23 protein-coding genes are annotated in these 24,017 nt (G+C 62.3%); 4 read left to right on the top strand and 19 right to left on the bottom strand.

The window, feature by feature from the left end; genetic code table 11:
• Positions 1-45: 45 nt before the first annotated feature.
• The gene (locus tag KHO33_RS28645; protein WP_200564138.1) at positions 46-1,005 is read right to left on the bottom strand and encodes an NAD(P)H-dependent flavin oxidoreductase; all 960 of its coding nucleotides are present in this window, start codon (positions 1,003-1,005) and stop codon (positions 46-48) included.
• A gap of 322 nt (positions 1,006-1,327) precedes the next feature.
• Here KHO33_RS28645 and KHO33_RS28640 point away from each other — a divergent pair, with 322 nt between their 5' ends.
• Positions 1,328-2,218 carry an alpha/beta fold hydrolase gene (locus KHO33_RS28640; protein ID WP_200564136.1) on the top strand — a complete coding sequence of 297 codons (891 nt, stop codon included), beginning with the start codon at positions 1,328-1,330 and terminating at the stop codon, positions 2,216-2,218.
• 39 nt (positions 2,219-2,257) lie between these two features.
• On the opposite strand, the gene KHO33_RS28635 is transcribed toward KHO33_RS28640, so the two are convergent.
• Positions 2,258-2,728 (bottom strand): Lrp/AsnC family transcriptional regulator, encoded by a 471-nt coding sequence (locus KHO33_RS28635; protein WP_054037816.1) that lies wholly within the window; start codon positions 2,726-2,728, stop codon positions 2,258-2,260.
• A gap of 113 nt (positions 2,729-2,841) precedes the next feature.
• Here KHO33_RS28635 and KHO33_RS28630 point away from each other — a divergent pair, with 113 nt between their 5' ends.
• A complete protein-coding gene (locus tag KHO33_RS28630; protein WP_200564134.1) occupies positions 2,842-3,753 on the top strand; it encodes a DMT family transporter in 912 nt (303 codons plus the stop codon).
• Between the two features lie 335 nt (positions 3,754-4,088).
• Here the strand turns inward: KHO33_RS28630 and KHO33_RS28625 are convergent, their stop codons facing one another.
• The 6 genes from KHO33_RS28625 to KHO33_RS28600 form a co-directional block, all read right to left on the bottom strand.
• Positions 4,089-5,009, bottom strand: a complete 921-nt coding sequence (locus KHO33_RS28625; RefSeq protein WP_200564132.1) for an MBL fold metallo-hydrolase — start codon at positions 5,007-5,009, stop codon at positions 4,089-4,091.
• A complete protein-coding gene (locus KHO33_RS28620) occupies positions 5,006-5,491 on the bottom strand; it encodes a MaoC family dehydratase (RefSeq protein ID WP_200564130.1) in 486 nt (161 codons plus the stop codon). The genes KHO33_RS28625 and KHO33_RS28620 overlap by 4 nt, the downstream gene beginning before the upstream one ends.
• Positions 5,488-5,715 (bottom strand): DUF1289 domain-containing protein, encoded by a 228-nt coding sequence (locus tag KHO33_RS28615; protein WP_200564128.1) that lies wholly within the window; start codon positions 5,713-5,715, stop codon positions 5,488-5,490. Before KHO33_RS28615 ends, KHO33_RS28620 begins: the two co-directional genes overlap by 4 nt.
• A gap of 4 nt (positions 5,716-5,719) precedes the next feature.
• Positions 5,720-6,241, bottom strand: coding sequence for a YbaK/EbsC family protein (locus tag KHO33_RS28610; RefSeq protein WP_200564126.1), 522 nt, complete (start codon positions 6,239-6,241; stop codon positions 5,720-5,722).
• Between the two features lie 42 nt (positions 6,242-6,283).
• Positions 6,284-7,210 carry a hydroxymethylglutaryl-CoA lyase gene (locus KHO33_RS28605; protein ID WP_200564124.1) on the bottom strand — a complete coding sequence of 309 codons (927 nt, stop codon included), beginning with the start codon at positions 7,208-7,210 and terminating at the stop codon, positions 6,284-6,286.
• A gap of 101 nt (positions 7,211-7,311) precedes the next feature.
• Positions 7,312-8,253: a 2-hydroxyacid dehydrogenase gene (locus tag KHO33_RS28600; RefSeq protein ID WP_200564122.1), complete on the bottom strand. Its 942-nt coding sequence runs from the start codon at positions 8,251-8,253 to the stop codon at positions 7,312-7,314.
• 292 nt (positions 8,254-8,545) lie between these two features.
• Here KHO33_RS28600 and KHO33_RS28595 point away from each other — a divergent pair, with 292 nt between their 5' ends.
• The gene (locus KHO33_RS28595; protein ID WP_200564120.1) at positions 8,546-9,148 is read left to right on the top strand and encodes an RBBP9/YdeN family alpha/beta hydrolase; all 603 of its coding nucleotides are present in this window, start codon (positions 8,546-8,548) and stop codon (positions 9,146-9,148) included.
• Between the two features lie 146 nt (positions 9,149-9,294).
• Entirely contained in the window at positions 9,295-10,320 is a 1,026-nt protein-coding gene (locus KHO33_RS28590; RefSeq protein ID WP_093644752.1) for a sulfate ABC transporter substrate-binding protein, read from the top strand.
• 94 nt (positions 10,321-10,414) lie between these two features.
• On the opposite strand, the gene bioB is transcribed toward KHO33_RS28590, so the two are convergent.
• From bioB to aceK, 11 genes are all read right to left on the bottom strand, one after another.
• Entirely contained in the window at positions 10,415-11,506 is a 1,092-nt protein-coding gene (gene bioB / locus KHO33_RS28585; RefSeq protein ID WP_200564118.1) for a biotin synthase BioB, read from the bottom strand.
• Between the two features lie 34 nt (positions 11,507-11,540).
• Positions 11,541-12,272, bottom strand: coding sequence for a dethiobiotin synthase (gene bioD, locus KHO33_RS28580; protein WP_200564116.1), 732 nt, complete (start codon positions 12,270-12,272; stop codon positions 11,541-11,543).
• The gene (bioF, locus tag KHO33_RS28575; RefSeq protein WP_054037797.1) at positions 12,269-13,453 is read right to left on the bottom strand and encodes an 8-amino-7-oxononanoate synthase; all 1,185 of its coding nucleotides are present in this window, start codon (positions 13,451-13,453) and stop codon (positions 12,269-12,271) included. The genes bioD and bioF overlap by 4 nt, the downstream gene beginning before the upstream one ends.
• The gene (gene bioA / locus KHO33_RS28570) at positions 13,453-14,802 is read right to left on the bottom strand and encodes an adenosylmethionine--8-amino-7-oxononanoate transaminase (RefSeq protein ID WP_200564114.1); all 1,350 of its coding nucleotides are present in this window, start codon (positions 14,800-14,802) and stop codon (positions 13,453-13,455) included. Before bioA ends, bioF begins: the two co-directional genes overlap by 1 nt.
• 995 nt (positions 14,803-15,797) lie before the next feature.
• Complete coding sequence (locus KHO33_RS28565; protein WP_200564112.1) at positions 15,798-17,081, bottom strand: dienelactone hydrolase family protein; 1,284 nt, start codon at positions 17,079-17,081, stop codon at positions 15,798-15,800.
• Between the two features lie 587 nt (positions 17,082-17,668).
• On the bottom strand, positions 17,669-18,118 hold the full coding sequence (locus KHO33_RS28560) for a YchJ family protein (RefSeq protein ID WP_200564110.1): 450 nt from the start codon (positions 18,116-18,118) through the stop codon (positions 17,669-17,671).
• Between the two features lie 7 nt (positions 18,119-18,125).
• Complete coding sequence (locus tag KHO33_RS28555) at positions 18,126-19,256, bottom strand: acyl-CoA dehydrogenase family protein (protein ID WP_200564108.1); 1,131 nt, start codon at positions 19,254-19,256, stop codon at positions 18,126-18,128.
• A gap of 48 nt (positions 19,257-19,304) precedes the next feature.
• The gene (locus KHO33_RS28550; protein WP_200564106.1) at positions 19,305-19,982 is read right to left on the bottom strand and encodes an SDR family oxidoreductase; all 678 of its coding nucleotides are present in this window, start codon (positions 19,980-19,982) and stop codon (positions 19,305-19,307) included.
• Between the two features lie 39 nt (positions 19,983-20,021).
• Positions 20,022-21,230 carry an acetyl-CoA C-acetyltransferase gene (locus KHO33_RS28545; RefSeq protein ID WP_200564104.1) on the bottom strand — a complete coding sequence of 403 codons (1,209 nt, stop codon included), beginning with the start codon at positions 21,228-21,230 and terminating at the stop codon, positions 20,022-20,024.
• 7 nt (positions 21,231-21,237) lie between these two features.
• Positions 21,238-22,014, bottom strand: a complete 777-nt coding sequence (gene can, locus KHO33_RS28540) for a carbonate dehydratase (RefSeq protein ID WP_200564248.1) — start codon at positions 22,012-22,014, stop codon at positions 21,238-21,240.
• Positions 22,015-22,108: 94 nt separating this feature from the next.
• Positions 22,109-23,938, bottom strand: coding sequence for a bifunctional isocitrate dehydrogenase kinase/phosphatase (gene aceK / locus KHO33_RS28535; protein ID WP_054035655.1), 1,830 nt, complete (start codon positions 23,936-23,938; stop codon positions 22,109-22,111).
• Positions 23,939-24,017: the final 79 nt, after the last annotated feature.

Here is a 24,017-nt window from a genome sequence, read left to right as displayed (position 1 = left end):
CGGCTCCAGAACCGGGAGCCGCAGCAAAACACCTTAACCGGGCATTTACCGCGCAATCCCCAGCCGCGCTTTCGCGTCGTCATATTCCTTCGTCAGGCGCTGAACCAGCTCACCAACGCTCGGCACGTCGTCCATCAGACCGACACCCTGGCCTGCACCCCAGATGTCTTTCCACGCCTTCGCCTTGTCGCTGCCGAAGTTCATCGCGGTCTTGTCCGATTCCGGCAACGCATCCGGATCCAGCCCCGCGTTCAGGATACTTTCGCGGATGTAGTTGCCGTGCACGCCGGTGAACAGGTTCGTGTAGATGATGTCCGAGGCCGTTGAATTGACGATCGCCTGCTTATAGCTGTCGACCGCATGTGCTTCTTTGGTCGCGATGAAACGCGTGCCCATGTAGGCGAGATCCGCGCCCATGGCCTGCGCGGCGAGGATTGAGCCGCCGTTGGCGATCGAGCCGGACAGCACGATCGGGCCGTCGAACATGCGCCGCACTTCGCCGACCAGCGCGAACGGCGAGGTCGTGCCCGCATGGCCGCCGGCGCCCGACGCCACCAGGATCAGCCCGTCGACGCCCGCTTCCAGCGCCTTCTGCGCATGCCGCAGGTTGATCACGTCGTGCAGCACGATGCCGCCGTAGCTATGCACCGCGTCGACGATCTCGCGCGCCGGTGCGCGCAGGCTAGTGATGAAAATCGGCACCTTGTGTTCGACGCACACGCGCACGTCGTGCTCGAGCCGCGTATTCGACTGATGGACGATCTGGTTGACGGCGATCGGCCCGATGATCGCGTCCGGATTGGTCGCCTTGTGCTCGGCGAGCTGTGCCTGAATCTGCGTGAGCCATTCGTCGAGCAGTTCGGCCGGGCGAGCATTCAGCGCGGGGAACGAACCGACGATGCCAGCCTTACATTGAGCCAACACGAGTTCGGGATAGCTGACGATGAACATCGGCGAAGCGACGACGGGCAGCGCGAGTTTTTGCAGGACGGCGGGCAATGCCATGGTGCGAGTCTCCTGATGAACGGACCGGTGCGGTGTAGAGCGCCCGGCGATTGTGAGTTTAGCGGCCCATGGCCTGTGGTGCGTCGAGACTGAACAGCAGCCGTGCCGCCGCTGCGATCCCACCACGCACCTGCCACGTGTTTGCCATGACCGCCCAAAATTTAAGAACGATCGTTCGATTATAGGCGAAGCGGGCGGATCGTGTCCGTTTAGAACAGTTGGAAGGAGTGTTCAGGTTCTATGCCTGCGTGGGCTATCCCACCCCGCATCGACACATTGCGCTTCTACAATGGTTTGACTCCCAAACGACAAGAGACCCGCTATGGCCTTCGAGGATTTCACGCCCTTTCGTGTCGCCGTGGGCGACGTCGATATTTTCGGAGTGAAGGGCGGGTCAGGGCCGCCCCTGCTGTTGTTGCACGGTCACCCGCAGTCGCATCTGATCTGGCAGCGGTGCGCGGCGCAACTGGCGGAGCACTTCACCGTCATCGCCACCGACTTGCGCGGTTACGGCGCCTCGGGCAAACCGCCCAGCGACCCCGACCACACGCCATATTCCAAACGCGCGATGGCGGCCGATCAAGTCGCCGTGATGCGCCACTTCGGCTTCGAACGATTCCTCGTGTGCGCCCATGATCGCGGCGCCCGCGTCGCGCACCGGATGGCGCTCGATTATCCCGACGCCGTCGAGCGCTTGATGCTGCTCGACATCGCGCCGACGCTCGCGATGTACGAAGCCACCGACCGTGCCTTCGCGACCTATTACTTCCACTGGTTCTTCCTGATCCAGCCGGAGCCGTTGCCGGAAACGCTAATCGGCGCGAACCCGGCCGCGTATGTCGATGCGGTGATGGGCAGCCGTCACGCGGGTCTCGCGCCGTTCGCGCCCGAAGCGCTTGACGCTTATCGCAGCGCGCTGGCGCAACCCGGCGCCGTGCATGCGATGTGCGAGGACTACCGGGCGTCGGCGAGTATCGACCTCGAACACGACCGGGCCGACATCGAGCGCGGCCACAAGATCGGCTGTCCGTTGCGCGTGCTGTGGGGCGACCAGGGGGTGATCGAGAAGTGCTTCGACGCGCTGGCCGAATGGCGTCACGTCGCGCGGGACGTGAGCGGGCGCTCATTGCCGTGCGGGCACTACATTCCTGAAGAGGCGTCGGGCGAACTGGTCACGGAAATGCTGTCGTTTTTCGAGGCGGTCGAGCAGTAAGCGGCTTCGTTCAGCGCGCGGCGCGGCCGCGCGTTCCGCTCAGCCTAGCGGCGGCAAACGGCGCGCGACCGGCGTCGACTTGACGATGGCGGTGCTGGTCTCCGCGCGTTCGGTCACCTTCGAAAGAATTTCGTCGAGCTGCTCGATCGAATGCAGGTAGAGGCGGCAGATGAAGCAGTCGTCGCCCGTCACCTTGTCGCATTCGACAAATTCCGGAATCCGCCGGATCACGTCTTCCACCAGATGCAACTGCCCGGGTAAGGGCTTCACGCGCACGATTGCCTGCAGCGTGAAGCCGAGCGCGCGCGGATCGATCTGCACGGTGAAGCGTTCGATCACGCCTTGTGCTTCGAGCCTGCGTACGCGTTCGGCCGTACTTGGCGCCGAAAGGCCCACCCGGCGCGCCAGTTCGCTGACCGGCTGGCGGGCGTCCGCCGCCAGCGCGGCGAGCAGCGCGCGGTCGGTTTCATCGAGCGTGGCGGGTGTGGCGGGAACAAGGCGTTTGGTCATGACGGCCTTCGATTATTAGGTTTCTTCGCGGGAAGACTTAAGTTTAGCCCTGTATTCGGGCGATCGGATTAATTACACTGCTTCTCACGCAGAATCAATTCGAGGATCGAATCATGGCGTCAAATGAGATTCGCCGCGGCGCGGCGGAAATGACCATGGCCATGCTGATGTCCGGCACCATCGGCTGGCTGGTGGTGTCGTCGCAGCAGAGTCCGTTCAACGTGGTGTTCTTTCGCTGCATTTTCGGCGGCGCGACGCTGGCGCTCGTGTGCGCCGTGCTTGGCCTGTTCAGGCGCAAGCTCTTTTCATGGAAGATGCTCGGCCTCGCGCTGCTGGGCGGCGCGGCCATCGTCATCAACTGGGTGCTGCTGTTCGCGGCCTATTCACGCGCTTCGATTTCGATGGCGACGGCCGTCTACAACACGCAGCCGTTTATGCTGGTCGCGCTTGGCGCGCTGGTGTTTCGCGAGCGCGTCAGCGCGTCGACGATCGCCTGGCTGGTGGTCGCGTTCATCGGCCTCGTGTTCGTAGTGAAGGTCGAGCCGGCGGTGTTGGCGGTGCCGGGCCAGTATCTGGTTGGTGTCGCCTATGCCGTGGGCGCAGCGGCAATGTACGCGGTCTCGTCGATTATCACGAAGCGCCTGAAGGGTACGCCGCCGCATCTGATTGCGCTGATCCAGGTATCGCTCGGCGTCGTGATGCTGGCGCCGTTCGTGCGCTTCGATGCGCTGCCGACCAACGGCGTGCAGTGGCTCGAATTGATCGTGCTCGGTATCGTCAATACGGGGCTCATGTACGTGCTGCTCTATGGCGCGATCCAGAAGCTGCCGACTTCGATGACCGGCGCGTTGTCGTTCATCTATCCGGTGGTGGCGATCATCGTCGACCGGGTTGCGTTCGGACAGACACTCGCGTGGATTCAGGTGCTCGGCGCGGTGCTGATCCTGCTCGCGGCCGCCGGCGTGAATCTCGGCTGGCGGATCGTGCCGCAGAAACGCCTGTCTTCGACCGGATGGAATGGCTGAGATGCCGATGGATTAGTCGGCAATAGTACGGATTCCGGAGCAATCGGCGCGTTGCATTGTTCATATGGACGGACCAATGACGTTCAACACGTGCGACTACGAAGCTTCGTAATGTTGTCTGTATGCGGGTTTAAAAGGCGGTGTCAAACTTCTGTAGGGAAATCACCGATGCGGTCAAAAAACCGGCACGCGTATCATTCATATCGACGCTGATCACGTCCGACAGAATTTCCGCCGCTCGCCGTAATGGTCGAGCGGCTTTCTTTTTGGGGCGACGGTTTTGGTGTCTTGCTTGCCGCGTGCTGGCAGCCGCGCGGCCGCCAGCCCCGTGCGCGTCAAGCCTGGCGGGCGACGATGCGCTCGCCATCAATCTCCAATGGCCCGTTTTTGGCCGCCAGTTCCTCGACGATCCCGTGCACCAAAGTGGACCATTCGCCACGCGGCTTGAGCATGGCGGCGGCAGCGCGCATCGCGGCGGCGTCGTCGAGCATCCGCAGCAAGGTGTCGAAGCTCATCGCGCGGACTTCGAGCAGCTTGAACACGATCAGCACCTTCAACGCATTCTTCGCATTACGTGCCGGATCGGCCCGTAGCCACGCGACGCGCGAAAACGCCCGTTCCAGCGCCTGCTCGACATTTGTGAAGGGTGCGCCATGGCCAGGAATCACGAGCCGTACATCGAGCTTCGCAATGACTTCGAGCACCGCCTGTTCTTCGGCGAAACCGCTTTCACCTTCCAGTTCGGGAAAGATCACGCCAAAGCCGTTTTCCCACAACGCGTCCGCGCTGATCAGGATGCGTTCATCCTGGCAATACAGCATCAACGAATGCGGATCGTGGCCGGGTGCGCCGAGTACTTGCCAATCGAGCGCACCGAGCCGCAGTTGCGCGCCGGGCGCGATCGTCTCGGTGAAGGTGAAGCGCTCGCAGGTCTGGCCGGTAGCGCGAAACGTCAGGCGGGTTTCGTCCCAATCGCGCACCGCGTCGGCTTCGGATGCGGGAATCGCGGTACGGCACGGCCATGTCGACTGCAACAGTGCGTTGCCGCCGCAGTGATCCGAATGCAGATGCGTGTTGACGATCAGATCGAGTGGTCGCGCGCCGAGCGTTTGCTGCACGAGCGCGACGGTTTGCGGCGCGTGCGTCGCGTAGCCCGTATCGACAAGAGCTGCACATGTGTCATCGACCAGCAGCACATTGTTCGACGAAAGCCAGCCGCGTTCGAAGACCCGGATCGATGCCGGTAGGTTGATCATGGTGCGCCTGTGTCCGGGTTTGTGCTCGCGTTCGCATTCGCCGATGCTTCGGGTTTCGGCATCACCAGGATTGTCGACGTGCCGATCAACATGGTGTCGCCGCGCTGATTCACCACGCTTCCTTCGAGATGCGTCAGATCGCCGTTCAGACTCGGCTTCCAGTACGCGTCGCGCACGCGCCACGTGATCGTCAGCGTATCGTTCGCGTGGACGGCTTTCTTCAGCTTGATATCGAACTCGAGACCGAGCGGCTGCGCGTACGTCGAAAAATAGGTCGCCAGTAGCGCCATGAAATGCGCTGTTGGTTGCGTGCCGGACGCGATCAAACCGCCGAAGCGGCTTTGCGCTGCGTAGGCGTCGTCGTGATGTAACGGATTGAAATCGTTGACGAGCGTGGCGAACGACTTTACCGAGTCCGCCGACAGCTCGAGTGTCGAACTGAACGTCTCGCCGATCGTTACGATGCGCGGCGCGGCGTTCACCGCGGCACCTTCGCTTGCCTGGCCATGAACTCCGCGTGGCGTTCCTCGATCGCGTCCCAGACGGCGCGCTTCGCGTCGTCGTCGAACGACGACCAGTTGGCGATCTCGTCGATCGTGCGCAAGCAGCCTTCGCACCAACCGGTCGAGGCGTCCATCCTGCACACGCTGATGCACGGTGACGGCACGGCAGCCTCGTCGTCTTCGTTATCGATGCCTGCTGTCATTGCGTCACGCTGTCTCGCGCAGCGCCACGTCGAGCGCCGGCGCGCCCGTCAACGCAATCAGTTCCTTCGCCGTCAGATTGAACACCGCATGCGGATGACCCGCAGCGGCCCACAGGCTGTCGAGTTCCAGCAGATCGGCGTCGATCAGCGTGACGGGCGCCGTGGCATGCCCGATCGGGCAAACACCGCCGATCGCATAACCCGTTTTCTCGCGGACGAACTTCGCATCCGCACGGCCGATCTCGCCGACTTGCGCCGCGACTTTCTTTTCGTCGACGCGATTCGCGCCGCTCGCGACCACCAGTACCGGCGCGTCGTCTTCGCGGCGGCGAAACAGGATCGACTTGGCGATCTGCGCAACCGAGCAGCCAAGGCCGGCCGCGGCTTCGGCGGATGTCTTGCCGGTTTCCGGCAGCATCACGATCCGTCCAGCGTGGCCGCGTTCGCGCAACAAAAGCGCGACGCGGCGTGCGGAGTCAGGCAATGCGGCGAGATCGTCGGAGTCGAGGGAAGCGTGATCCGTCATCGTTTCAGGTCCTGAATGATTTGGCTAAATGTGTGGCCTGCGTCAAACGCAGTTGGCCTGTTCGCTGCGTGCTTTGGCAAGCAAGGCCTTGCCGGCGCGCGAGACATTGGGCCGGCCGATCGACGTCGAAATGAAATCACCGATCGCAACGACTTGCGCGAGGTCGATGCCGGTCTCGATGCCGAGGCCGTTCATCAGATACAGCACGTCTTCGGTCGCGACGTTGCCGGTTGCGCCCTTCGCATACGGGCAGCCGCCGAGCCCCGCTACTGACGCGTGATAGATCTCGATACCTTCCTGCAAGGCCGCGTAGATGTTCGCGAGCGCCTGACCGTAGGTGTCGTGGAAATGCCCCGACAGACGTTCGCGTGGAAACACCTTGGTGACTGCCTCGAACACTTCACGCGTGCGCTTCGGCGTGCCGACGCCGATCGTGTCCGCGATATCGATCTCGTCGCAACCGAGCGCCGCGAAACGTTCGACCACATCGACCACCGACGCGACCGGCACTTCGCCTTGATACGGACAGCCGAGCGCGCACGACACGCTGCCGCGAATCCGCAGGCCATGTTCCTTCGCCGCCTGCGCGACGGGCGCGAATCGATCGATGCTTTCCGCAATACTGCAATTGATGTTCTTCTGCGAAAACGCTTCGCTGGCGGCGCCGAAAATCACGATCTCGTCCGCCCTCGCGGCGAGGGCGCCTTCGAAGCCGCGCAGGTTCGGCGTCAGCACGGAGTAGATCGTCCCGGCGCGGCGCTCGATGCCGGTCATCACGTCGGCGCCGTCGGCCATCTGAGGCACCCATTTCGGCGAGACGAACGAGGCGGATTCGACGTTGCGAAAGCCGGCCGCCGACAAGCGGTTGATCAACTCGATCTTGATCCCGGTGGGGACGAATTCTTTCTCGTTCTGCAGTCCGTCACGCGGACCGACTTCGACGATTTTGACGCGTTGGGGCAAGGCCATGATGTGTCTCCCATGCAATGAGCCCGCGCGTGGCGGCACTCCTTCAGATGAATTCGGCGGTGTGCAAAACCCGTGCTCGATATTTTGCTCAGTATCCGCGCTCAGTACCCACGATCGATATCGACCACGCCGCTCACCGTTTCGCCGCGCATCAGCGCCATCATTTTCCGCGCGACTTGCGCGACGCTTTCTTCGCGCAAGGTAAGCGCGGAAATATGCGGCGTAATCGTGATGCGCGGCTCCTGCCAGAACGGATGATCGGGCGGCAACGGTTCTTCGCGGAACACGTCCAGCATTGCGGCGGCGACCTGACCGCTTGCTAGCGCTTCGAGCAGATCCTGTTCGACCAGATGGCCGCCGCGTGCGACGTTGATCAGATAGGCGCCCTTCTCGAGCTTCGAGAAGGTGCGCGTGTTCAGCACATCGCCCGTATCCGGCGTATGCGGCAGCAGATTGACCAGCACTTTCACGCCGTCGAGAAACGCATCGAACTGCGATTCGCCGGCGAAGGTCGTGACGCCGTCGATTTGCCGCGCACTGCGGCTATACCCGCGCACCGGCATGCCGAACGCCGCGACTGCTTGCGCGACATGCGTACCGAGGACGCCGAGGCCGAGCACGCCAACCGTGAAGGTGTCGCGCGGATGCGGATCGAGCACTTCCCAGCGATGCTCGCTTTGCAGCGCCTGATATTCGTCGAAACGGCGCAGGTAGCGCAGCACCGCATGCGTCACATATTCGGCCATTTGCAGGGCCATGCCCGTGTCTTCGAGCCGGATCAACTGGGCGCTGCGCGGCAAGGTACCGGGCTGCTCGTGTTCGAGTCCGAGGATCGCATCGACGCCCGCGCCGAGATTGAAGATCGCGCGCAGACCGTCGCGGCCGGCCAGCATTTCACGCGGCGGGCGCCACACGACCGCGAAATCGGCTGGGTCGGTGTCGCCCGGCTGCCATTCGCGCAGATCGACTTCCGGCAGCGCATGGGCGAAGTCGTGAAGCCACGCGGCGGCGTCGGAATGCGGCATGTAGAAGAGGATTTTCATACGGTCCGGAAGGCGCGTGCTTTGTCGAGTCGGATGACGGGAGAGGCCCGGTAGAACGGCTGCAACGCCCGCGGCACTTCACACGACGCTTGCGGCATGGGCCTCCTCCTTTTACGGATAGGCTTCATTCTACTTTTTCGCCGCGAATCGCGCGCGTTTGCGCACGGGCGTGCGATTTGCCGCTACTACATGGCCGCGCGTTTGCCCCATAAACAAAGCACAAAAACTTGGTTCGCCCTTGCGACGCCCGGCGGGACAATCATTTCCCGGATTCCGGCAGCGAGGGACAGACATGCTTTCATGCACCAAATCGACATGGCCGCCGCGGCTCGTCACCGTTCCCGGCCTCCACGGCAGCGAGGGCGCGCACTGGCAAACATGGCTCGAACGGCAATTCGCGCGTTCGCTGCGCGTCGAACAGGCCGACTGGGACGCCCCGGACGTCGCCGTCTGGGCGAAGTCGCTGCGCGATCTGCTCGCGCGCGAACGCGGGCCGTTCGTGCTGGCTGCCCACAGCTTCGGTTGCCTCGCGACTGCGCACGCGTTGCAGCAGGCGTCATATGCGAACGATGTGGTCGGCGTGCTGTTCGTCGCGCCGGCAAGCCCGGAGAAATTCGCCTTCGCCGGACCGTTCGACGCGCGGCGTCTCGGCGTGCCGTCGATTCTGATCGGCAGCGAAACCGACCCGTGGATGCCGCTCGCCGGTTCGCGCGATCTCGCGCAGCGTTTCGGCAGCGCATTCGTCAATCTCGGCGACGCGGGACATATCAATACGGCGGCGGGATTCGGCCCGTGGCCACGTGCCAAGTATTTCGTCGATACGCTGGTGCATTGCGCGGCGCCGCTGCGTTTTCGCGAGGAGACGCTCGAGGTCGCGCAGCACGCGTTTGTTTGAGTGAAGGAGGACTTGAACACGCAGATGAGCGCGCAGATGAGCACGCAAATGCGCGCGAGTGAACCAGTAAGCGATCCGTTAGAATCCCGCTTCACGCTGCACGCTTGTGCGGCCACCGGTTTTCATCATCGATAGGCGGGGACAAGATGGCAGGCAAGACGGGGACATCGCGCTGGCTGGCAGCCGGCATGACGGCAATGACGCTCGCGCTCGGCGGCATCTCGACGGCGCACGCAGACACGTCGCTGCTCAACGTGTCGTACGACGTGACGCGCGAGCTGTACAAGGACATCAATGCCGGCTTCATCACGGCATACAAAGAGAAGAGCGGCGAGACCGTGTCGATTCGCCAGTCGCATGGCGCGTCAAGCGCGCAGGCGCTGTCGGTGCTGCAAGGACTGCAGGCTGACGTCGTGACGATGAACCAGCCGAACGACATCGACCTGCTCGCCGAAAAGGGCCAACTGGTGCCCGCCAACTGGCGTGCGCGCCTGCCGGACGACAGCGCTCCGTACACCACGACGATGGTGTTCCTCGTGCGCAAGGGCAACCCGAAGCACATCAAGGACTGGGACGACCTCGCCAAACCCGGCGTGCAGGTGGTGATCGCGAATCCGAAGACTTCGGGTAACGGCCGCTACGCGTATCTGGCCGCATGGGGTTATCGCAAGCAGCACGGCGGCACCGATGCGCAGGCGATCGACTTCGAAAAGGCCATCTTCAAGAACGTGCCGATTCTCGACACAGGCGGCCGCGGTGCGACGACGACTTTCACGCAACGCGGTATCGGCGACGTGCTGGTGACGTTCGAAAACGAAGTATCGTTGATCGACACGGGCGTGGGTGCGGGCAACTTCGAAGCGGTGTATCCGTCGGTGAGCCTGCTGGCTGCGCCGCCGGTTTCGATCGTCGACAAGGTGGTCGACAAGCGCGGCACGCGCAAGGAAGCGCAAGCGTACCTCGACTATCTGTGGTCGCCGGCCGCGCAGGAAATCATTGCGCAACACCACCTGCGTCCGCGTGACAAGAACGTGCTCGCGAAGCATGCGGGCGAGTTCAAACCGATCAAGACCTTCACTGTCGAAGAGATGTTCGGTAGCTGGCAGAAAGCCCAGCAAACGCATTTCTCCGATGGCGGGACGTTCGATCAGATCATCGTCGACAAGAAGTAGATCTTTGCTTGGAAGTAGAAAGGCCACCTCGGAAACGAGGTGGCCTTTTTAAATTGCGCGCGATCTATCGCACGCGCTTCGTACGCGTAGTTCTTTAGTTCGGCGCAGCGTGCGCGTTTTGATCATGCGCGCAGCCATGTTCGCAGCCGCTCTGATCCAGCGGCATCTGCTGCGCTGCTTCTGCGCGAATGCCAAGGCGTTCGAGCAGCTTGCGGTCCGCTTCGGCTTGCGGGTTGCTGGTGGTCAGCAACTGGTCGCCGTAGAAAATCGAGTTCGCGCCGGCGAGGAAACACAGTGCCTGCAACGCTTCGTCCATCTGCTCGCGGCCTGCCGACAGACGCACCATCGCGCGCGGCATCGTGATACGCGCAACCGCGATCGTGCGGACGAACTCGAACGGATCGATCGCTTCGGTGCCGGTCAGCGGCGTGCCTTCCACTTGCACCAGGTTGTTGATAGGCACCGATTCCGGATACGGCTCCATGTTCGCCAGTTGCGCGATCAGGCCGGCGCGCTCACGGCGCGATTCGCCCAAACCGACAATCCCGCCGCAGCATACGTTGATGCCCGCATCGCGCACGCGTTCCAGCGTATCGAGACGATCCTGATACGTGCGCGTCGAAATGATCTGGCCGTAGAACTCCGGCGACGTATCGAGGTTGTGGTTGTAGTAATCGAGACCCGCTTCGCGCAGACCTTGCGCCTGATGCGTTTCCAGCATGCCGAGCGTCACGCAGGTTTCGAGGCCCATCGCCTTCACGCCGCGGATCATGTCCTTGATCGGCTCGAGGTGGCGGTCCTTCGGATTGCGCCACGCCGCGCCCATGCAGAAGCGCGTCGCGCCGTTTTCCTTGGCGACCTTGGCGGCGGCCAATACTTCATCGACCGGCATCAGCTTGTCGGCTTGCAGGCCCGTGTCGTGATGCACCGACTGCGGGCAGTACGCGCAATCTTCTTCGCAACCGCCGGTCTTGATCGACAGCAGCGTCGACAGTTGCACGGTGTTGGCGTCGAAGTGTTCACGATGGGTTTGTTGCGCGCGGAACATCAGGTCGTTGAACGGCAGTTCATACAACGCGACGATGTCGGCGACGCGCCACTTGGCCATCGGCTTGGCGCCTGCTGCAGCGTTGTTATGGGCGGCGGCCGTGTCGGCTGGCGTCGGAGCGATGTTCAGTTGCGTCATGTCGTCAATCCTCATGGATGGATGTAATGGGTTATCAGCGCTGCGCGTGGCGCAGCGTCTGCAGGAGTCGGTTGATGTCGAGTTGATCCGCCGCAAGCTCGGGCGAAGCCGGGCTCAAATGCGGCACGATGCCGAGCAAGGGGGCATCGTATTCACGCGCAAGATGCTCGCGAATCGAAGCGATGTTTTCGTCGGGGAACGTCATGTCCGGATCGATACGGTTCGCTACCCAGCCGGCGAGCGTGAGGCCACGCGCGGCGATCGCTTCGGCGGTGAGCAGCGCGTGGCTGATGCAGCCGAGGCGCATGCCGACCACCAGTACGACGGGCAGCTTCAGCGCGACGGCGAGGTCGGCGGTATCTTGCGTTGCGGTTAGCTGCACGCGAAAACCGCCGACGCCTTCCACCACGACGATCTCGGCTTGCTTCAAAGCCTGCGCATGGCAATCGACGATGTGATCGATATCGAACGTGACGTTTTCCAGTGCGGCGGCGATGTGTGGCGCGGCCGGTTCTTTCAAGAGATACGGCGTGCGAATCTCCGGCGACAGCAGGACGCTTGACGCGGCGTCGAGTTGATCGGCGTCTTCGTTATGCAGCACGCCGTTCACTTCGAACGCGCCCGCGGCGATCGGCTTCATCGCGGCGGCTTGCAGGCCTTCGCGAACGAAACCGCGCAGCAGCGCTGCGGAGACGAAGGTCTTGCCGATTTCCGTATCTGTACCGGTGACGAATAGAGACAGGGCGCTTTGACTCGAGCTACTCATGCCGCCTTCGCCCCGAGTTGTTGCAAGCCTGCTTCGAGCCGGTCCAGATCCGCTTGCGAATGCGCGGCGGAAAGCGAAATGCGTAGCCGCGACGTACCCACGGGCACGGTCGGCGGACGGATCGCCGGCACCCAGAGACCTGCGCGATCGAGCGTGGCCGCGATGTCGAGCGTGGCATCGTTCGCGCCGATGATCAGCGGTTGCACGGCAGTGTGCGAATCGACTGGCAGCCATGGCGTCGCTTTGAGCATCGCGCGCGTGCGTTCGATCAGTTTCTGCAGATGCGCACGGCGCGCATCGCCTTCCTCGCCACCGATGATGCGCAGGCTCGCCGACACCGCATGCGCCGCGGCAGGCACCGACGCAGTCGTGAAGATGTACGGACGCGCGCGCTGCACGAGCCATTCGATCACGGTCCCGTGAGCGACGACGAATGCGCCCGACACGCCCGCGGCTTTGCCAAGCGTGCCGATCGAAATCAGATTCGGCGAGCGCAGCGCGGCTTCTGCAATCGCGCCACGGCCTTGCGGACCGAGCACGCCGAAACCGTGCGCGTCATCGACGATAAGCCATGCGCCATGCTGTTCTGCGAGTTCAAGCAGACGTGCCAGGGGCGCGATGTCGCCGTCCATGCTGAAGACCGTATCGGAGACGATTACTTTGACTTCGGCGTCCGAGGCGTCGAGCATCGCGCTTAGCGCTTCCGTATCGCAGTGCGGATAGATCTGCACGTCAGCGCGGGACAAACGCGCGCCGTCAATCAGCGACGCGTGATTCAACGCGTCGGAGAAGAGCGTCGTGCCGCGGCCCGCGAGCGCGGTGAGCGTCGCGAGATTCGCCATGTAGCCGGTGCTGAAGTAGAGCGCGCGCGCATTGTCGACGAAGCCGCCGACGAATTCGGCCAGATCGTCTTCGAGTTGCGCGTGTGCGCGCGAGTGGCCGCCGAGCAGATGGGAACCGCCGCTGCCGGCGCCGTAGCGTTCCGCGCCTTCAGCGATAGCGGCGATCAGTTTCGGATGCGCGGCGAGGCCGAGATAGTCGTTGCTGGCGAAGCCGATGATCGCGCGGCCGTCGACCGTCATGTGTGCGGCGCACGGCGTGTCGGCGGTACGACGACGGCGGCGCAGACCGCGCGCGTCGATTTCCTTGAGGCCTTCGGTGAGTGTGTCGAGCAGATGCATTAGCGGGTCTCCGCGAGCGTGGCTTCGAAAGTTTCGCTTGTGCGCGAAGCGAGCAGCGCGATTTCTTCGTCGTCGAGGATGTAGGGGGGCATCAGATACACCGTGGTCGAAATAGGGCGCAGCAGCAGTTCGCGCTGCAAAGCGTTTTCGAAGAAACGGCGCGAGAATGTTTTGGCTTGCTGAGCGTCGTCGATCACGGCATCGAACGCGAAGATCGTGCCGCACTGACGCAGATTGCGCACGTGCTTATGTTCGGCGAGCGGCGCGAGCGCGGCCTTCAGCCTGGCGGATTTCTGCGCGTTGACGGCGAGCACGTTGTCGCTCGCGAACAGATCGAGCGTGGCGAGCGCCGCGCGGCACGCGAGCGGATTGCCCGTGTACGAATGCGAGTGCAGAAAACCGCGCGCGGTATCGTCGTGATAGAAGGCGTCGAAGATTTCATCGCGCGACAGCACGATCGAGAGCGGCAGATAGCCGCCGCTGATCCCTTTCGACAGACACAGGAAGTCCGGCCAGATGCCGGCCTGTTCGCACGCGAAGAACGTACCGGTGCGACCGCAACCCACGGCGATTTCATCGGCGATCAGATGCACGCCGTACTGATCGCACAGCGCGCGCAAGCCGGCGATATACGACGCGTCGTGCATTGCCATGCCGGCGGCGCATTGCACGAGCGGCTCGACGATCAGCGCCGAGATTTTCGTGGCGCGTGCTTCGAACAACGAGCGAACCTGATCGAGCGCGCGGCGCGCGACGTCGGCGGCGGTTTCGCCTGCTTGTGCAAGGCGCGCATCGGGCGACGCGACGACATGCGCGTTGCGGATGAGCGGATCGTAGGCGTCTTTGAAGAGCGCGACATCGGTGACGCCGAGCGCGCCGATGGTTTCGCCGTGATAGCTGTTGGCGATGCAGACGAATTCCTGCTTGTCCTCGAAGCCGCGATTGCGCCACGAGTGGAAGCTCATCTTCAGCGCGATTTCAACGGCGGATGCACCATCGGACGCGAAGAACGCGTGACCGAGCGTGTTGCCGGTGAGCGCGCCGAGGCGCTCCGCGAGTTCGATGGCTGGCTCGTGCGTGCAGCCGGCGAGCATGGCGTGTTCGAGCGTATCGAGTTGGTCTTTCAATGCCGCGTTGATGCGCGGGTTGGCGTGGCCGAACAGGTTGACCCACCAGGAGCTGATCGCGTCCAGATAACGGTTGTTTGCGCGGTCGTAGAGCCACGCGCCTTGACCACGCGCGACCGGGATGAGCAGCAGACGTTCGTGGTGTTTCATCTGGGTGCAGGGGTGCCAGACGGCACGCAGGCTGCGGGTGATCCAGTCTTCAGGGGATGCTGACTTTTCCAAAAGGTACTCCGAGGTGCTTTTTTGCCGTTGCACGGCTGGCTTTTTTAGGGCCATTTCAATCGCGGCGCGGTTGTTTCTTGCGCTGCGCGCGGCCTTTGGGGAGGCTTGCGGGGTCGAGATTAGCGGTTTATTTCTTGCTGTGCACTAGGGGGTGAGGGGTGGTTTTTGCCTTCGGCGATGGGGTTGGGTGCTGTTCGCGGCAGGTGGTTTCTGTTTCAAGCCGAAGGTCGCTGATCGGAGGAGTTGACGACGTCAAAGTAGTTGGTCCCTTCGGGCGGGAATTTGGGGTTTGGTGCCTGCTCGGCGGATTTTTGGTGTGGGGTTTGGCCTGCGCGGCGCTTGTTTGTCAGTGTTCTTAGGGCTTTGGCCTTTCCTTGATTTGTTAGTGGTCTATTAGCGTTGCCCCTGTGCGGGGCGGCACTTACTTTCTTTGCCGCCGCAAAGAAAGATAAGCAAAGAAAGCGGCTAGAAGCCCCTGCTAAGTGGGCACCGTGGTCTGCTAGGGGTAGTGGTGCGACTGGAATCCGTGTTCTCGCGCATTCGGCGTTAGTGACAAAGGACTCATCAGCTCCCACTCCGCACTACGTGCGTCGCGGACGGGTCTGCAGGGGAAACCACGGGCTTCGTTTGAGATTGGTGGGACCCGAGCGAAACGGGGGAGTGAAACGTAGAGGGAGGTTTTATGAATTACGCTTCGGCGCGCGAAGCGCCGCCGGAAGTATGACGCCCTTGTCACAAGCGTATGCAGGTGCACGAACACAGATTCCAGATGCACCACTACCCTGTGTGCGCTGCGGGACCCGCTTAGCAGGGGCTTCTAGCCGCTTTCTTTGCTTATCTTTCTTTGCGGCGGCAAAGAAAGTAAGTGCCGCCCCGCACAGGGGCAACACTAATAGACCACTAACAAATCAAGGAAAGGCACGAAAGCCAGAACAAGGAAAGGCCAAAGCCCCAGGCAACCGAACAACAAGCGCCGCGAAGGCAAATCAAAACAGTCAATTCCGGCTAGCAATAGCGCGCCGATCATTAGCAGCCCCAGCTGCCGACGAAGAACCAGAATCCGCCGTCTGCGAAGACCCCTTCCCCCATACAACGGAGTTGTCAACGGCATACAACCGGCAAGGCGCCGAACTCTGCTTCTGGCAATTAGCAATAGCAACCGACATCGGATTATCACCACCTTCCGCCCACGACCAAGCCCCCGAATCCGACACAGCAAAAGCCCGGCTAGGATACTGATGCAAGAAGTTGCGATAACCGTTACGCCCAGCTTCATCCACAAACGGAACAGAGTCAACCGCGTCGACAGCAGCAAAACCACTCGCCTTCGGCGCCGAAGGATCATCGACCCGATACTGCACGCCCGTAGGCATCCCGACGCGCGCAAGAAACGCCTCGACAGCAGGCCACCAGATCTGCACGCCATCGCGATCGCCCACCAGCCGATGTGCATCGTTCTTGTAGTTGCCGAAATCCACCATCTTCGCGCTCGCACCGTGCGCGGCGTACGCGGCATACATGCCGGCCACCAGCGGCGCGGTCCACACCGAATCGTTATCGCCGTACAACCACAGCGACGGCACCTTTGTCTTCTCGCCATAGGCGCCAAATGCGCGCGTCAGGTTGCCCTGCCAGTCGGCGCACGCGTCCTGCCGCAAACCACCTGAGAAATTAATCAAGGCACGCACGCCCGATGCAGCCTCGGGGCCGTAAGCAATCGTCGCGAGACCGCCGTGCGAGGTGCCGGCCACGACGATGTGCGTGGCATCCACGTACGGCTGCTTTGACATGAAATCGATCGTCGCGGCCACGTCGCCGGCCTGGCCGATGCCGTTGCGTTCGACGTCGCAACCGTCCTGCTGATACGTGCCGTCCGAATGGCCGAAGCCCTGGCGGTTCGGTGCCACCACCACGTAGCCGCGGCGCACGAATTCGCGCGCGAACGGCCGCGGGTCGCTGCGTTCCTGCGTGCGTGGGTCGCCGGGAATCTTGCCGTGGTTGAAAACGATCATCGGAAACGGACCTGCGCCGTCCGGTTTGTAGATCGTCGTTTCGAGCGTCGCGGTGCCGGCAGCGTTGACCGGCACGCGGATGATCTGTTCGTTGAGGCCCGCGGTGGGCAGATAGACATCGTCGTCGAGTGCGATGCGCGGCACGTGCGCGCGAGTGAGAGGCCCCGCCTGGGTGTCGGCGAGCGGCTCGGCATGCGCGAGTGCGATGGCGCACATCGCTGCTGCACAAGTCACCGCGCACTTCGTCAGAACCTTGCTGAACACCATTGACGCACCTGCCTCAAAAACCTGCCCTTAACACCGTGACGTTTTGTCTGTCGAATATCGTCGCTGACAATTGCCTTTCATCGGCGTTTTCGACAAACAAAAACACACTCGCGTACGTAGTGCTGCAAGCGCACGCACGCTGATCGAGATCGCACGGGATGAACCCAAACGGCCGACGCGACCCCACGCGCCGATGATGAGCGCCACACATGCTGCCCGGAACCGCCGCCGAACCCTTACTGGTGGGCTATCGGCAGCTACCTGCGCATTTTGCGGAAGCGGTATGGACCGGTTCTCGCAACGTGACGTCACAAACCTACGGCCTCATCCTGGCACGACAATTTTGTTTTGTGCAATAAAGGAGAACCCGCGACGCAATAATTGCCGGGTGCGAATCAGGGCGTATTCGCCCGTCGGGAGGCCGAAAAGCGCCTGCCTCGCAGCGCTTGGTTGCACGAAGTAATTTGTCGAAATACACGCGCTGTGGTGTCGAGCCAACACGAAAAAAAAGCCTTCGTTTGAGGGCCATATGTGATGACGGTGCTATTGCGCGCCGCTAAGCGGTGTAAGGCTTTCGAAGGTACTGCTTATTCGCTTACGTCACCGTCGACATAGCGCCAGCGTCCGTCCTCGCCGCGTATGAAGCGGCTCAGCTCGTGCAGCCGGTGGGCACGGCCGCCTACCTTGTATCGTGCGACGAATTCGACGGTCGCATGATCGGCGCTGGTTTCAGCGAACGCTTTGATCTGCAGTCCGAGCCAACGCGGCGCGTCGGGAGCGGCAGGGTCGGAGCCGAGATCCGCGGGGCAGGTGTGCGGCGCCCAGGTCGCGCGCAAATAATCCGTTGCGCCCACAACATACGCGCTGTAACGCGAGCGCATCAGTTCAAGCGCGCGTGGCGCTGTTTCACCGCCATCGATATAGCGGCCACAGCATTGCGCGAAGCGCGGCGGTTTGGCGCCGCTGCGCTGATCGGGTGCGGCGCCGCCGCAGGGGCAGTCGGACGGTCGTTGCGTTGACAACAATGGCTTATTCATCAGACTTTCAGGCAAGACCGCGTGCGATCAAAATTTTCTGGATGTCGCTGGTGCCTTCGTAGATCTGGCACACGCGTACATCGCGGTAGATGCGTTCGACGGGGAAGTCGCTCAGATAGCCGTAGCCGCCATGAATCTGCAAGGCGGCCGAGCAGATGCGCTCGGCGGCTTCGGATGCAAACAGCTTGGCCATCGCGGCTTCGGTCAGACAAGGTTGCCCGGCGTCTTTCAGCGAAGCCGCGTGCCAGATCAACTGGCGCGCGGCTTCGAGTTGGGTCGCCATATCGGCGAGGCGGAATTGCACGGCCTGATGCGAGAACAACGGCTGGCCGAAGCTCTCGCGCTCCTTCGCATAGCCCAACGCCGCTTCGAACGCGGCGCGCGCCATGCCGACGCTTTGCGCCGCGATACCGATGCGCCCGCCTTCGAGCCCCGATAGCGCAATCCGATACCCTTCGCCTTCCGCGCCGATCAGGTTCGCGGCCGGCACGCGGCAATCTTCGAAAATAATCTGCGCGGTGTCCGACGAGTGCTGACCGAGCTTTTCTTCGACGCGCGCGACGACGTACCCCTTCGTATCGGTGGGCACGATAAACGCGCTGATGCCGCGCTTGCCCGCCGCCTTGTCGGTCACTGCCATCACGATCGCAACGTTGCCGTTCTTGCCGCTCGTGATGAACTGTTTGACGCCGTTCAACACGTAGCTGTCGCCATCGCGTGTCGCCGTGGTGCGTAGCGCGGAGGCGTCCGAGCCCGCTTGCGGTTCGGTCAGGCAAAACGCGCCGAGCATCTCGCCACGCGCGAGCGGCGTGAGCCAGTCGCGTTTCTGCGCGTCGTTGCCATAGGTCAGCAGAATGCTGCACACGGGGCAGTTGTTGACCGAGATCGCGGTCGAGGTGCCGCCGTCGCCCGCAGCGATTTCTTCGAGGATCAGCGCGAGCGCCAGCGCGTCCATGCCGGCGCCGCCGTATGCTTCGGGCACCAGCACGCCGTACGCGCCGAGCTCGGCAAGCTGGCGATGCACGTCCTTCGGAAAAGTGCGTTCGCGGTCCCATTGCGCCGCATACGGCGTAACGGCTTCGCGGACGAACGTGCGCACCGCGTCGCGGACCATCAGATGATCCTGATCAAGCACCATGGCTCGGTCTCCTCATTAGTCTCCCCACTTGGCTCTTCGCCTGCATCTTCACCATTCGAGCGCCGTGCCGTCGTATTGGTAGAAGCGGCCGTTGAATGCGTCATGTGCGGCCGCGGCCTGCGCAAGCACTTCACGCATGCCGGTGACGCTGCGCACCGGATCGATCGCCGCTTGCGCGCCACCCATATCGGTGCGCACCCAGCCGGGATGCAGCGAAATACAGGTTGCGCGCGTGGCGTCCAGTGAGGCGATCTTCAATGCGTCGTTCAGCGCAGCTTTGCTCGCCCGATACAGCCAGCCGGTCGTGCCGCTTGCGTCGCCGATGCTGCCCATCTTGCTCGAGATCACCGCGAACACACCGCCCGCCTCTTCGACGAGCGGCAGCAGGATCGGCATCAACTGCATCGGACCGCGCACGTTGGTATGCATGACCTGGTCGAAGTCTTCCGATGTAATCGTCTCGATGTCCTCGGTGCGTGGGCCGTACACGCCGGACACCAGCACTGCCGCGTCGAGCCGTTCGCCGTCGAGCTTCCAGCCGAGTGCGGCGATTTCTTCGGGTGCGGTGACGTCGAGTGAAAAGGTCTCCGCGCCGAGCGCCTTCAGCGCGTCGAGCGCGGCGCCGTCGCGAGCGGTGGCGAGCACGCGCCAGCCGCTCTTGATGTACTGCCGCACAAACTCCTGGCCGATGCCGCGCGATGCACCGACGATCAACACTGTCTTCATCGAATCACCTCAAGCTTGCAAACACCTGGTAACAGCGCGTCAAACCAGTTCAATGCCCATCGCGGTTGCTTCGCCGCCGCCGATGCACAGCGTCGCGACACCGCGCTTCAGACCGCGATTTTTCAACGCGCCGATCAGCGTGACGAGAATCCGCGCGCCCGATGCGCCGATCGGATGGCCGAGCGCGCAAGCGCCGCCGTTCACGTTGACCTTGTCGTGCGGCAGGTGATGTTCCTTCATCGCGGCCATGGTGACCACCGCGAACGCCTCGTTGACCTCGTACAGATCCACTTCGTCGGCGCGCCAGCCGTTCTTCTCGAACAGCTTGCGAATCGCACCGACCGGCGCGGTGGTGAACTTCGCGGGTTCCTGAGCGAAGGTGGAGTGGCCGACCACGCGAGCAAGGGGCTCGACGCCGAGACGCTTCGCGGTCGATTCACGCATCATCACGAGCGCTGCGGCGCCATCGGAAATCGACGACGAATTCGCTGCCGTCACCGTGCCGGTTTTGCTGAACGCGGGCTTGAGCGTCGGAATCTTGTCGAGGTTCGCCTTGAACGGCTGCTCGTCGTGATCGATGGTCACGTCGCCCTTGCGGCTTTCCACTTTCACCGGCGCGATTTCCCATGTGAACGAACCGTCTTCATTCGCGCGCTTCGCACGATTCAGGGACTCGACAGCGAACGCGTCCTGCGCTTCGCGTGTGAAGTCGAACGAGGCCGCGCATTCCTCGGCGAAGGTGCCCATCAGGCGACCTTTTTCGTAGGCGTCTTCGAGACCGTCGTAGAACATGTGGTCGATCACCTGGCCATGGCCCATGCGCATGCCGTTACGCGCTTTGGGCAACAGATACGGCGCGTTCGTCATGCTCTCCATGCCGCCCGCGACGATCACATCGACCGAGCCCGCGGCCAGCATGTCGTGCGCGAACATCGCCGCGCGCATGCCGGAGCCGCACATCTTGTTGACGGTCGTGCTGCCGGTGCTCAACGGCAAGCCGGCGCCGAGCGCGGCCTGGCGTGCGGGCGCCTGGCCGAGGCCGGCGGGCAGCACGCAACCCATCACCACCTCATCGATCTGCTCAGGCTTCAACCCGGCGCGTTGCACGGCGGCTTCGATTGCAACCGAGCCCAACTGCGGTGCGGTTAGCGTTGCGAAATCGCCCTGAAATGCCGCCATCGGCGTACGGGCCACACCTACGATTACGATCGGATCAGACTTTGTCTCGCTCATGTTTGTCTCACTCATGTGGGTTTCATTCGTGCTTAAGTTGTTTGATCACACCTTCGACGATGGCCGGCACGTCGCCGAGCTGGGCCGCTTCGGCGGCCGCCGCATCGTTGTCTTCCTGGTACACACCGCCGGCCGATACGGCCGCGATGCAGCGCTTATAGGTTGCATCGAGCGCCGCGGGGTCGTTGATTGTCATGCCGAGGTCGCGCACCTTGCCGTCATGCACGCCATACACCCAGCTGTGCACCGTGAGTTCCTGGCCACGCGCCCACGCGTCATTGATGATGGTGGTCCGGCATACGTTCATGACCTGTTCGATCGCATTCAGTTCGACGAGCCGCCGATGACGCGCCTCGCCGAGCGGCCATTCTTCGATCAGCGCAGCGTGCTTGGTGCGCACGTCCTGCACGTGATGCAGCCAGTTATCCGCGAGACCCACACGCCGGCCGTGCAGCGCCGCGCCGACGCCCGAGCAGCCATAGTGACCCACCACCATGATGTGCTTGACCTTCAGCAGATCGACGGCGAACTGGATCACCGACAGGCAGTTCAGATCCGTATGCACCACCACGTTGGCGATATTTCTGTGCACGAACACTTCGCCTGGCGGCAGGCCGATGATCTGGTTGGCCGGCACGCGCGAATCGGAGCAGCCGATCCACAGATATTCGGGTGTCTGCTGGTGCGCGAGACGCGAGAAGTACTCCGGGTCTTCGGACAGCTTGCGGGCCACCCACGCGTCGTTATTGTCGAACAGATGGGCAAGCGGATTGGCAGCGGGAGAAGCGTTCGTGTTCATGTTGAGTCTTGGCGGTTGCTCGACCGATTGACCGGTCGATGTCGTTGCATAAGGTTCGGACGATGCATTCAACGATGCGGGCGGCGCATAGTGCTTACGCCACGCGCACGGTGCGTTCATCTGCCTGGTTCTCCGCTGGTCCGGACGCCGTATCGGCGAATCGTTCCGGATAGCGGATGCAGAAGCGCACGCTGCTGTCGTACGGGAAAACGTCGGGCAGTTCGCCTTTCAATAGATGATCCTTGTGCCGTTGCCACAGCGCTGGATCGAAGAAGTCCGCGTGATGCTGCATGAAGGACCGGCGCACGCGTGGATCGCCGAGCAGAAACGTGCCGTATGTCTCCGGGAAAATGTCGTGTGGGCCGACCGAGTACCATGGCTCGCCCGACATTTCGTCTTCCTCGTAACGTGGCGCCGGCACCGCGCGCACGTTGCATTCCGTCAGGTATTCGATTTCATCGTAGTCGTAGAACACGACGCGGCCGTGACGCGTCACGCCGAAGTTCTTGTACAGCATGTCGCCAGGGAAGATGTTTGCCTGCATCAATTCCTTGATCGCGTTGCCGTATTCCTTGATGCCGTGCTCGACGTCGTCATCGCTGCCGTTTTGCAGGAACAGATTGAGCGGCACCATGCGGCGTTCGATATACATGTGACGAATCACCAGGTTGTCGCCATCGTATTCGATCAAGGACGGCACTTCCTTTTCGAGTTCGCGCAGCAGCCCTTCGTCGAGCCGCGAAATGGGCAGTGCGACGCTCGAATATTCAAGAGTGTCGGCCATGCGGCCCAAACGGTCATGACGCTTGACGAGCTGATACTTTCGCTTGATCTGCTCGCGCGTGGTTTCCTTCGGCGGCGGAAAGTGGTCTTTGATCAGCTTGAATACGTACGGAAACGACGGCAGCGTGAACACCAGCATCACGAGCCCCTTGATGCCGGGCGCGATGATGAACGGATCGCTGGAATGCTTCAGATGGTGCAGCAGATCGCGATAGAACAGATTCTTGCCCTGCTTCTGCAAACCCACCGAGGTATAGATTTCCGCCTTCGGTTTGCCCTGCATGATCGTGCCGAGAAATTCGACGTACGCGGAGGGCACTTCCATGTCCACCAGGAAGTACGAATGCGAGAAGCTAAAAATGATCAGCAACTGGTCGCGTTTAAGCAGCACCGTATCGAGTGTGAGTACGCCCGGTTTCACATGGCGCAGCGGCACCGCGAATGGCAGCAACAGATCGCCGTTGATGATCCGTCCAACGATATACGCCGACTTGTTCCGATAAAACAGCGACGAAAGCACGTGAATCTGGAAGTTGGGCGCTTCGTCGAACACGCCGAACGCGTCGTGGATCGCCTGCATGACGCATTCGACGTCGCGCGTCAGGTCTTCGAACGGCGGCTCCAGTTGGAAGTTCGTGACGATGCGCTCGAGCGTCGCGGCAAGACCGTCCTTGCCGGGGTAATACGCGCGATAGGTCGGCTTCGCCGCCGGTTCGTCGTTCTCGATGTATTCGGTCGAGATCGCCGGGCGCACGAAAATGAAGTCGTTGTTGAAATACGAACGGTGCAGGATCTTGCAGCACACCGAATTGAAGAACGTCTCCGCGCATTCGGGCTGGCGGTGCGTGGTCAGGAGGCCGATGTAGTGGAGCTTGATCTGCTGCCACACTTCGTCGTCGATATTCTCGGCGTCGTATTCGTCTTCGAGCAGTTCGACGCATTCCTCGACGCGATCGTCATACGAGGTGATGCGCTCGCGCGCCAGCGTTTGCAGGCCATGCCAGTCGGCGGCTTCGAAGAGCGTTTTGGCATGGATTGCGGCGTCACGGAAGATGCGGTAGTGCCGATCGAATCCTTCGAGCATCGTCTGGGCGACGTCAAAGCCGATCTGTGACGACAGCAGTTTGGGAAAGTGATTCATGTCGGCCGTGCATTCATCCCATGTCGTGAAGACACCCGTGATTGTATCGTCCGGGTGCACCCGCGGCGCGTCGCGCCGT

The sequence above is a fragment of the Paraburkholderia nemoris genome (genome assembly GCF_905221015.1).
In the GTDB taxonomy this organism is placed as follows: Bacteria; Pseudomonadota; Gammaproteobacteria; order Burkholderiales; family Burkholderiaceae; genus Paraburkholderia; species Paraburkholderia nemoris.
The sequence above is the reverse complement of the archived record's forward strand: the minus strand, read 5'-3'. Positions and strand labels throughout refer to the sequence as shown.

Coding starts and splice junctions, on each gene's coding strand:
- KHO33_RS28645 (WP_200564138.1), bottom strand. CDS start 1,005: ATGGCATTGCCCGCCGTCCTGCAAAAACTCGCGCTGCCCGTCGTCGCT.
- KHO33_RS28640 (WP_200564136.1), top strand. CDS start 1,328: ATGGCCTTCGAGGATTTCACGCCCTTTCGTGTCGCCGTGGGCGACGTC.
- KHO33_RS28635 (WP_054037816.1), bottom strand. CDS start 2,728: ATGACCAAACGCCTTGTTCCCGCCACACCCGCCACGCTCGATGAAACC.
- KHO33_RS28630 (WP_200564134.1), top strand. CDS start 2,842: ATGGCGTCAAATGAGATTCGCCGCGGCGCGGCGGAAATGACCATGGCC.
- KHO33_RS28625 (WP_200564132.1), bottom strand. CDS start 5,009: ATGATCAACCTACCGGCATCGATCCGGGTCTTCGAACGCGGCTGGCTT.
- KHO33_RS28615 (WP_200564128.1), bottom strand. CDS start 5,715: ATGACAGCAGGCATCGATAACGAAGACGACGAGGCTGCCGTGCCGTCA.
- KHO33_RS28610 (WP_200564126.1), bottom strand. CDS start 6,241: ATGACGGATCACGCTTCCCTCGACTCCGACGATCTCGCCGCATTGCCT.
- KHO33_RS28605 (WP_200564124.1), bottom strand. CDS start 7,210: ATGGCCTTGCCCCAACGCGTCAAAATCGTCGAAGTCGGTCCGCGTGAC.
- KHO33_RS28600 (WP_200564122.1), bottom strand. CDS start 8,253: ATGAAAATCCTCTTCTACATGCCGCATTCCGACGCCGCCGCGTGGCTT.
- KHO33_RS28595 (WP_200564120.1), top strand. CDS start 8,546: ATGCTTTCATGCACCAAATCGACATGGCCGCCGCGGCTCGTCACCGTT.
- KHO33_RS28590 (WP_093644752.1), top strand. CDS start 9,295: ATGGCAGGCAAGACGGGGACATCGCGCTGGCTGGCAGCCGGCATGACG.
- bioB (WP_200564118.1), bottom strand. CDS start 11,506: ATGACGCAACTGAACATCGCTCCGACGCCAGCCGACACGGCCGCCGCC.
- bioD (WP_200564116.1), bottom strand. CDS start 12,272: ATGAGTAGCTCGAGTCAAAGCGCCCTGTCTCTATTCGTCACCGGTACA.
- bioF (WP_054037797.1), bottom strand. CDS start 13,453: ATGCATCTGCTCGACACACTCACCGAAGGCCTCAAGGAAATCGACGCG.
- KHO33_RS28565 (WP_200564112.1), bottom strand. CDS start 17,081: ATGGTGTTCAGCAAGGTTCTGACGAAGTGCGCGGTGACTTGTGCAGCA.
- KHO33_RS28560 (WP_200564110.1), bottom strand. CDS start 18,118: ATGAATAAGCCATTGTTGTCAACGCAACGACCGTCCGACTGCCCCTGC.
- KHO33_RS28555 (WP_200564108.1), bottom strand. CDS start 19,256: ATGGTGCTTGATCAGGATCATCTGATGGTCCGCGACGCGGTGCGCACG.
- KHO33_RS28550 (WP_200564106.1), bottom strand. CDS start 19,982: ATGAAGACAGTGTTGATCGTCGGTGCATCGCGCGGCATCGGCCAGGAG.
- KHO33_RS28545 (WP_200564104.1), bottom strand. CDS start 21,230: ATGAGTGAGACAAACATGAGCGAGACAAAGTCTGATCCGATCGTAATC.
- can (WP_200564248.1), bottom strand. CDS start 22,014: ATGAACACGAACGCTTCTCCCGCTGCCAATCCGCTTGCCCATCTGTTC.
- aceK (WP_054035655.1), bottom strand. CDS start 23,938: ATGAATCACTTTCCCAAACTGCTGTCGTCACAGATCGGCTTTGACGTC.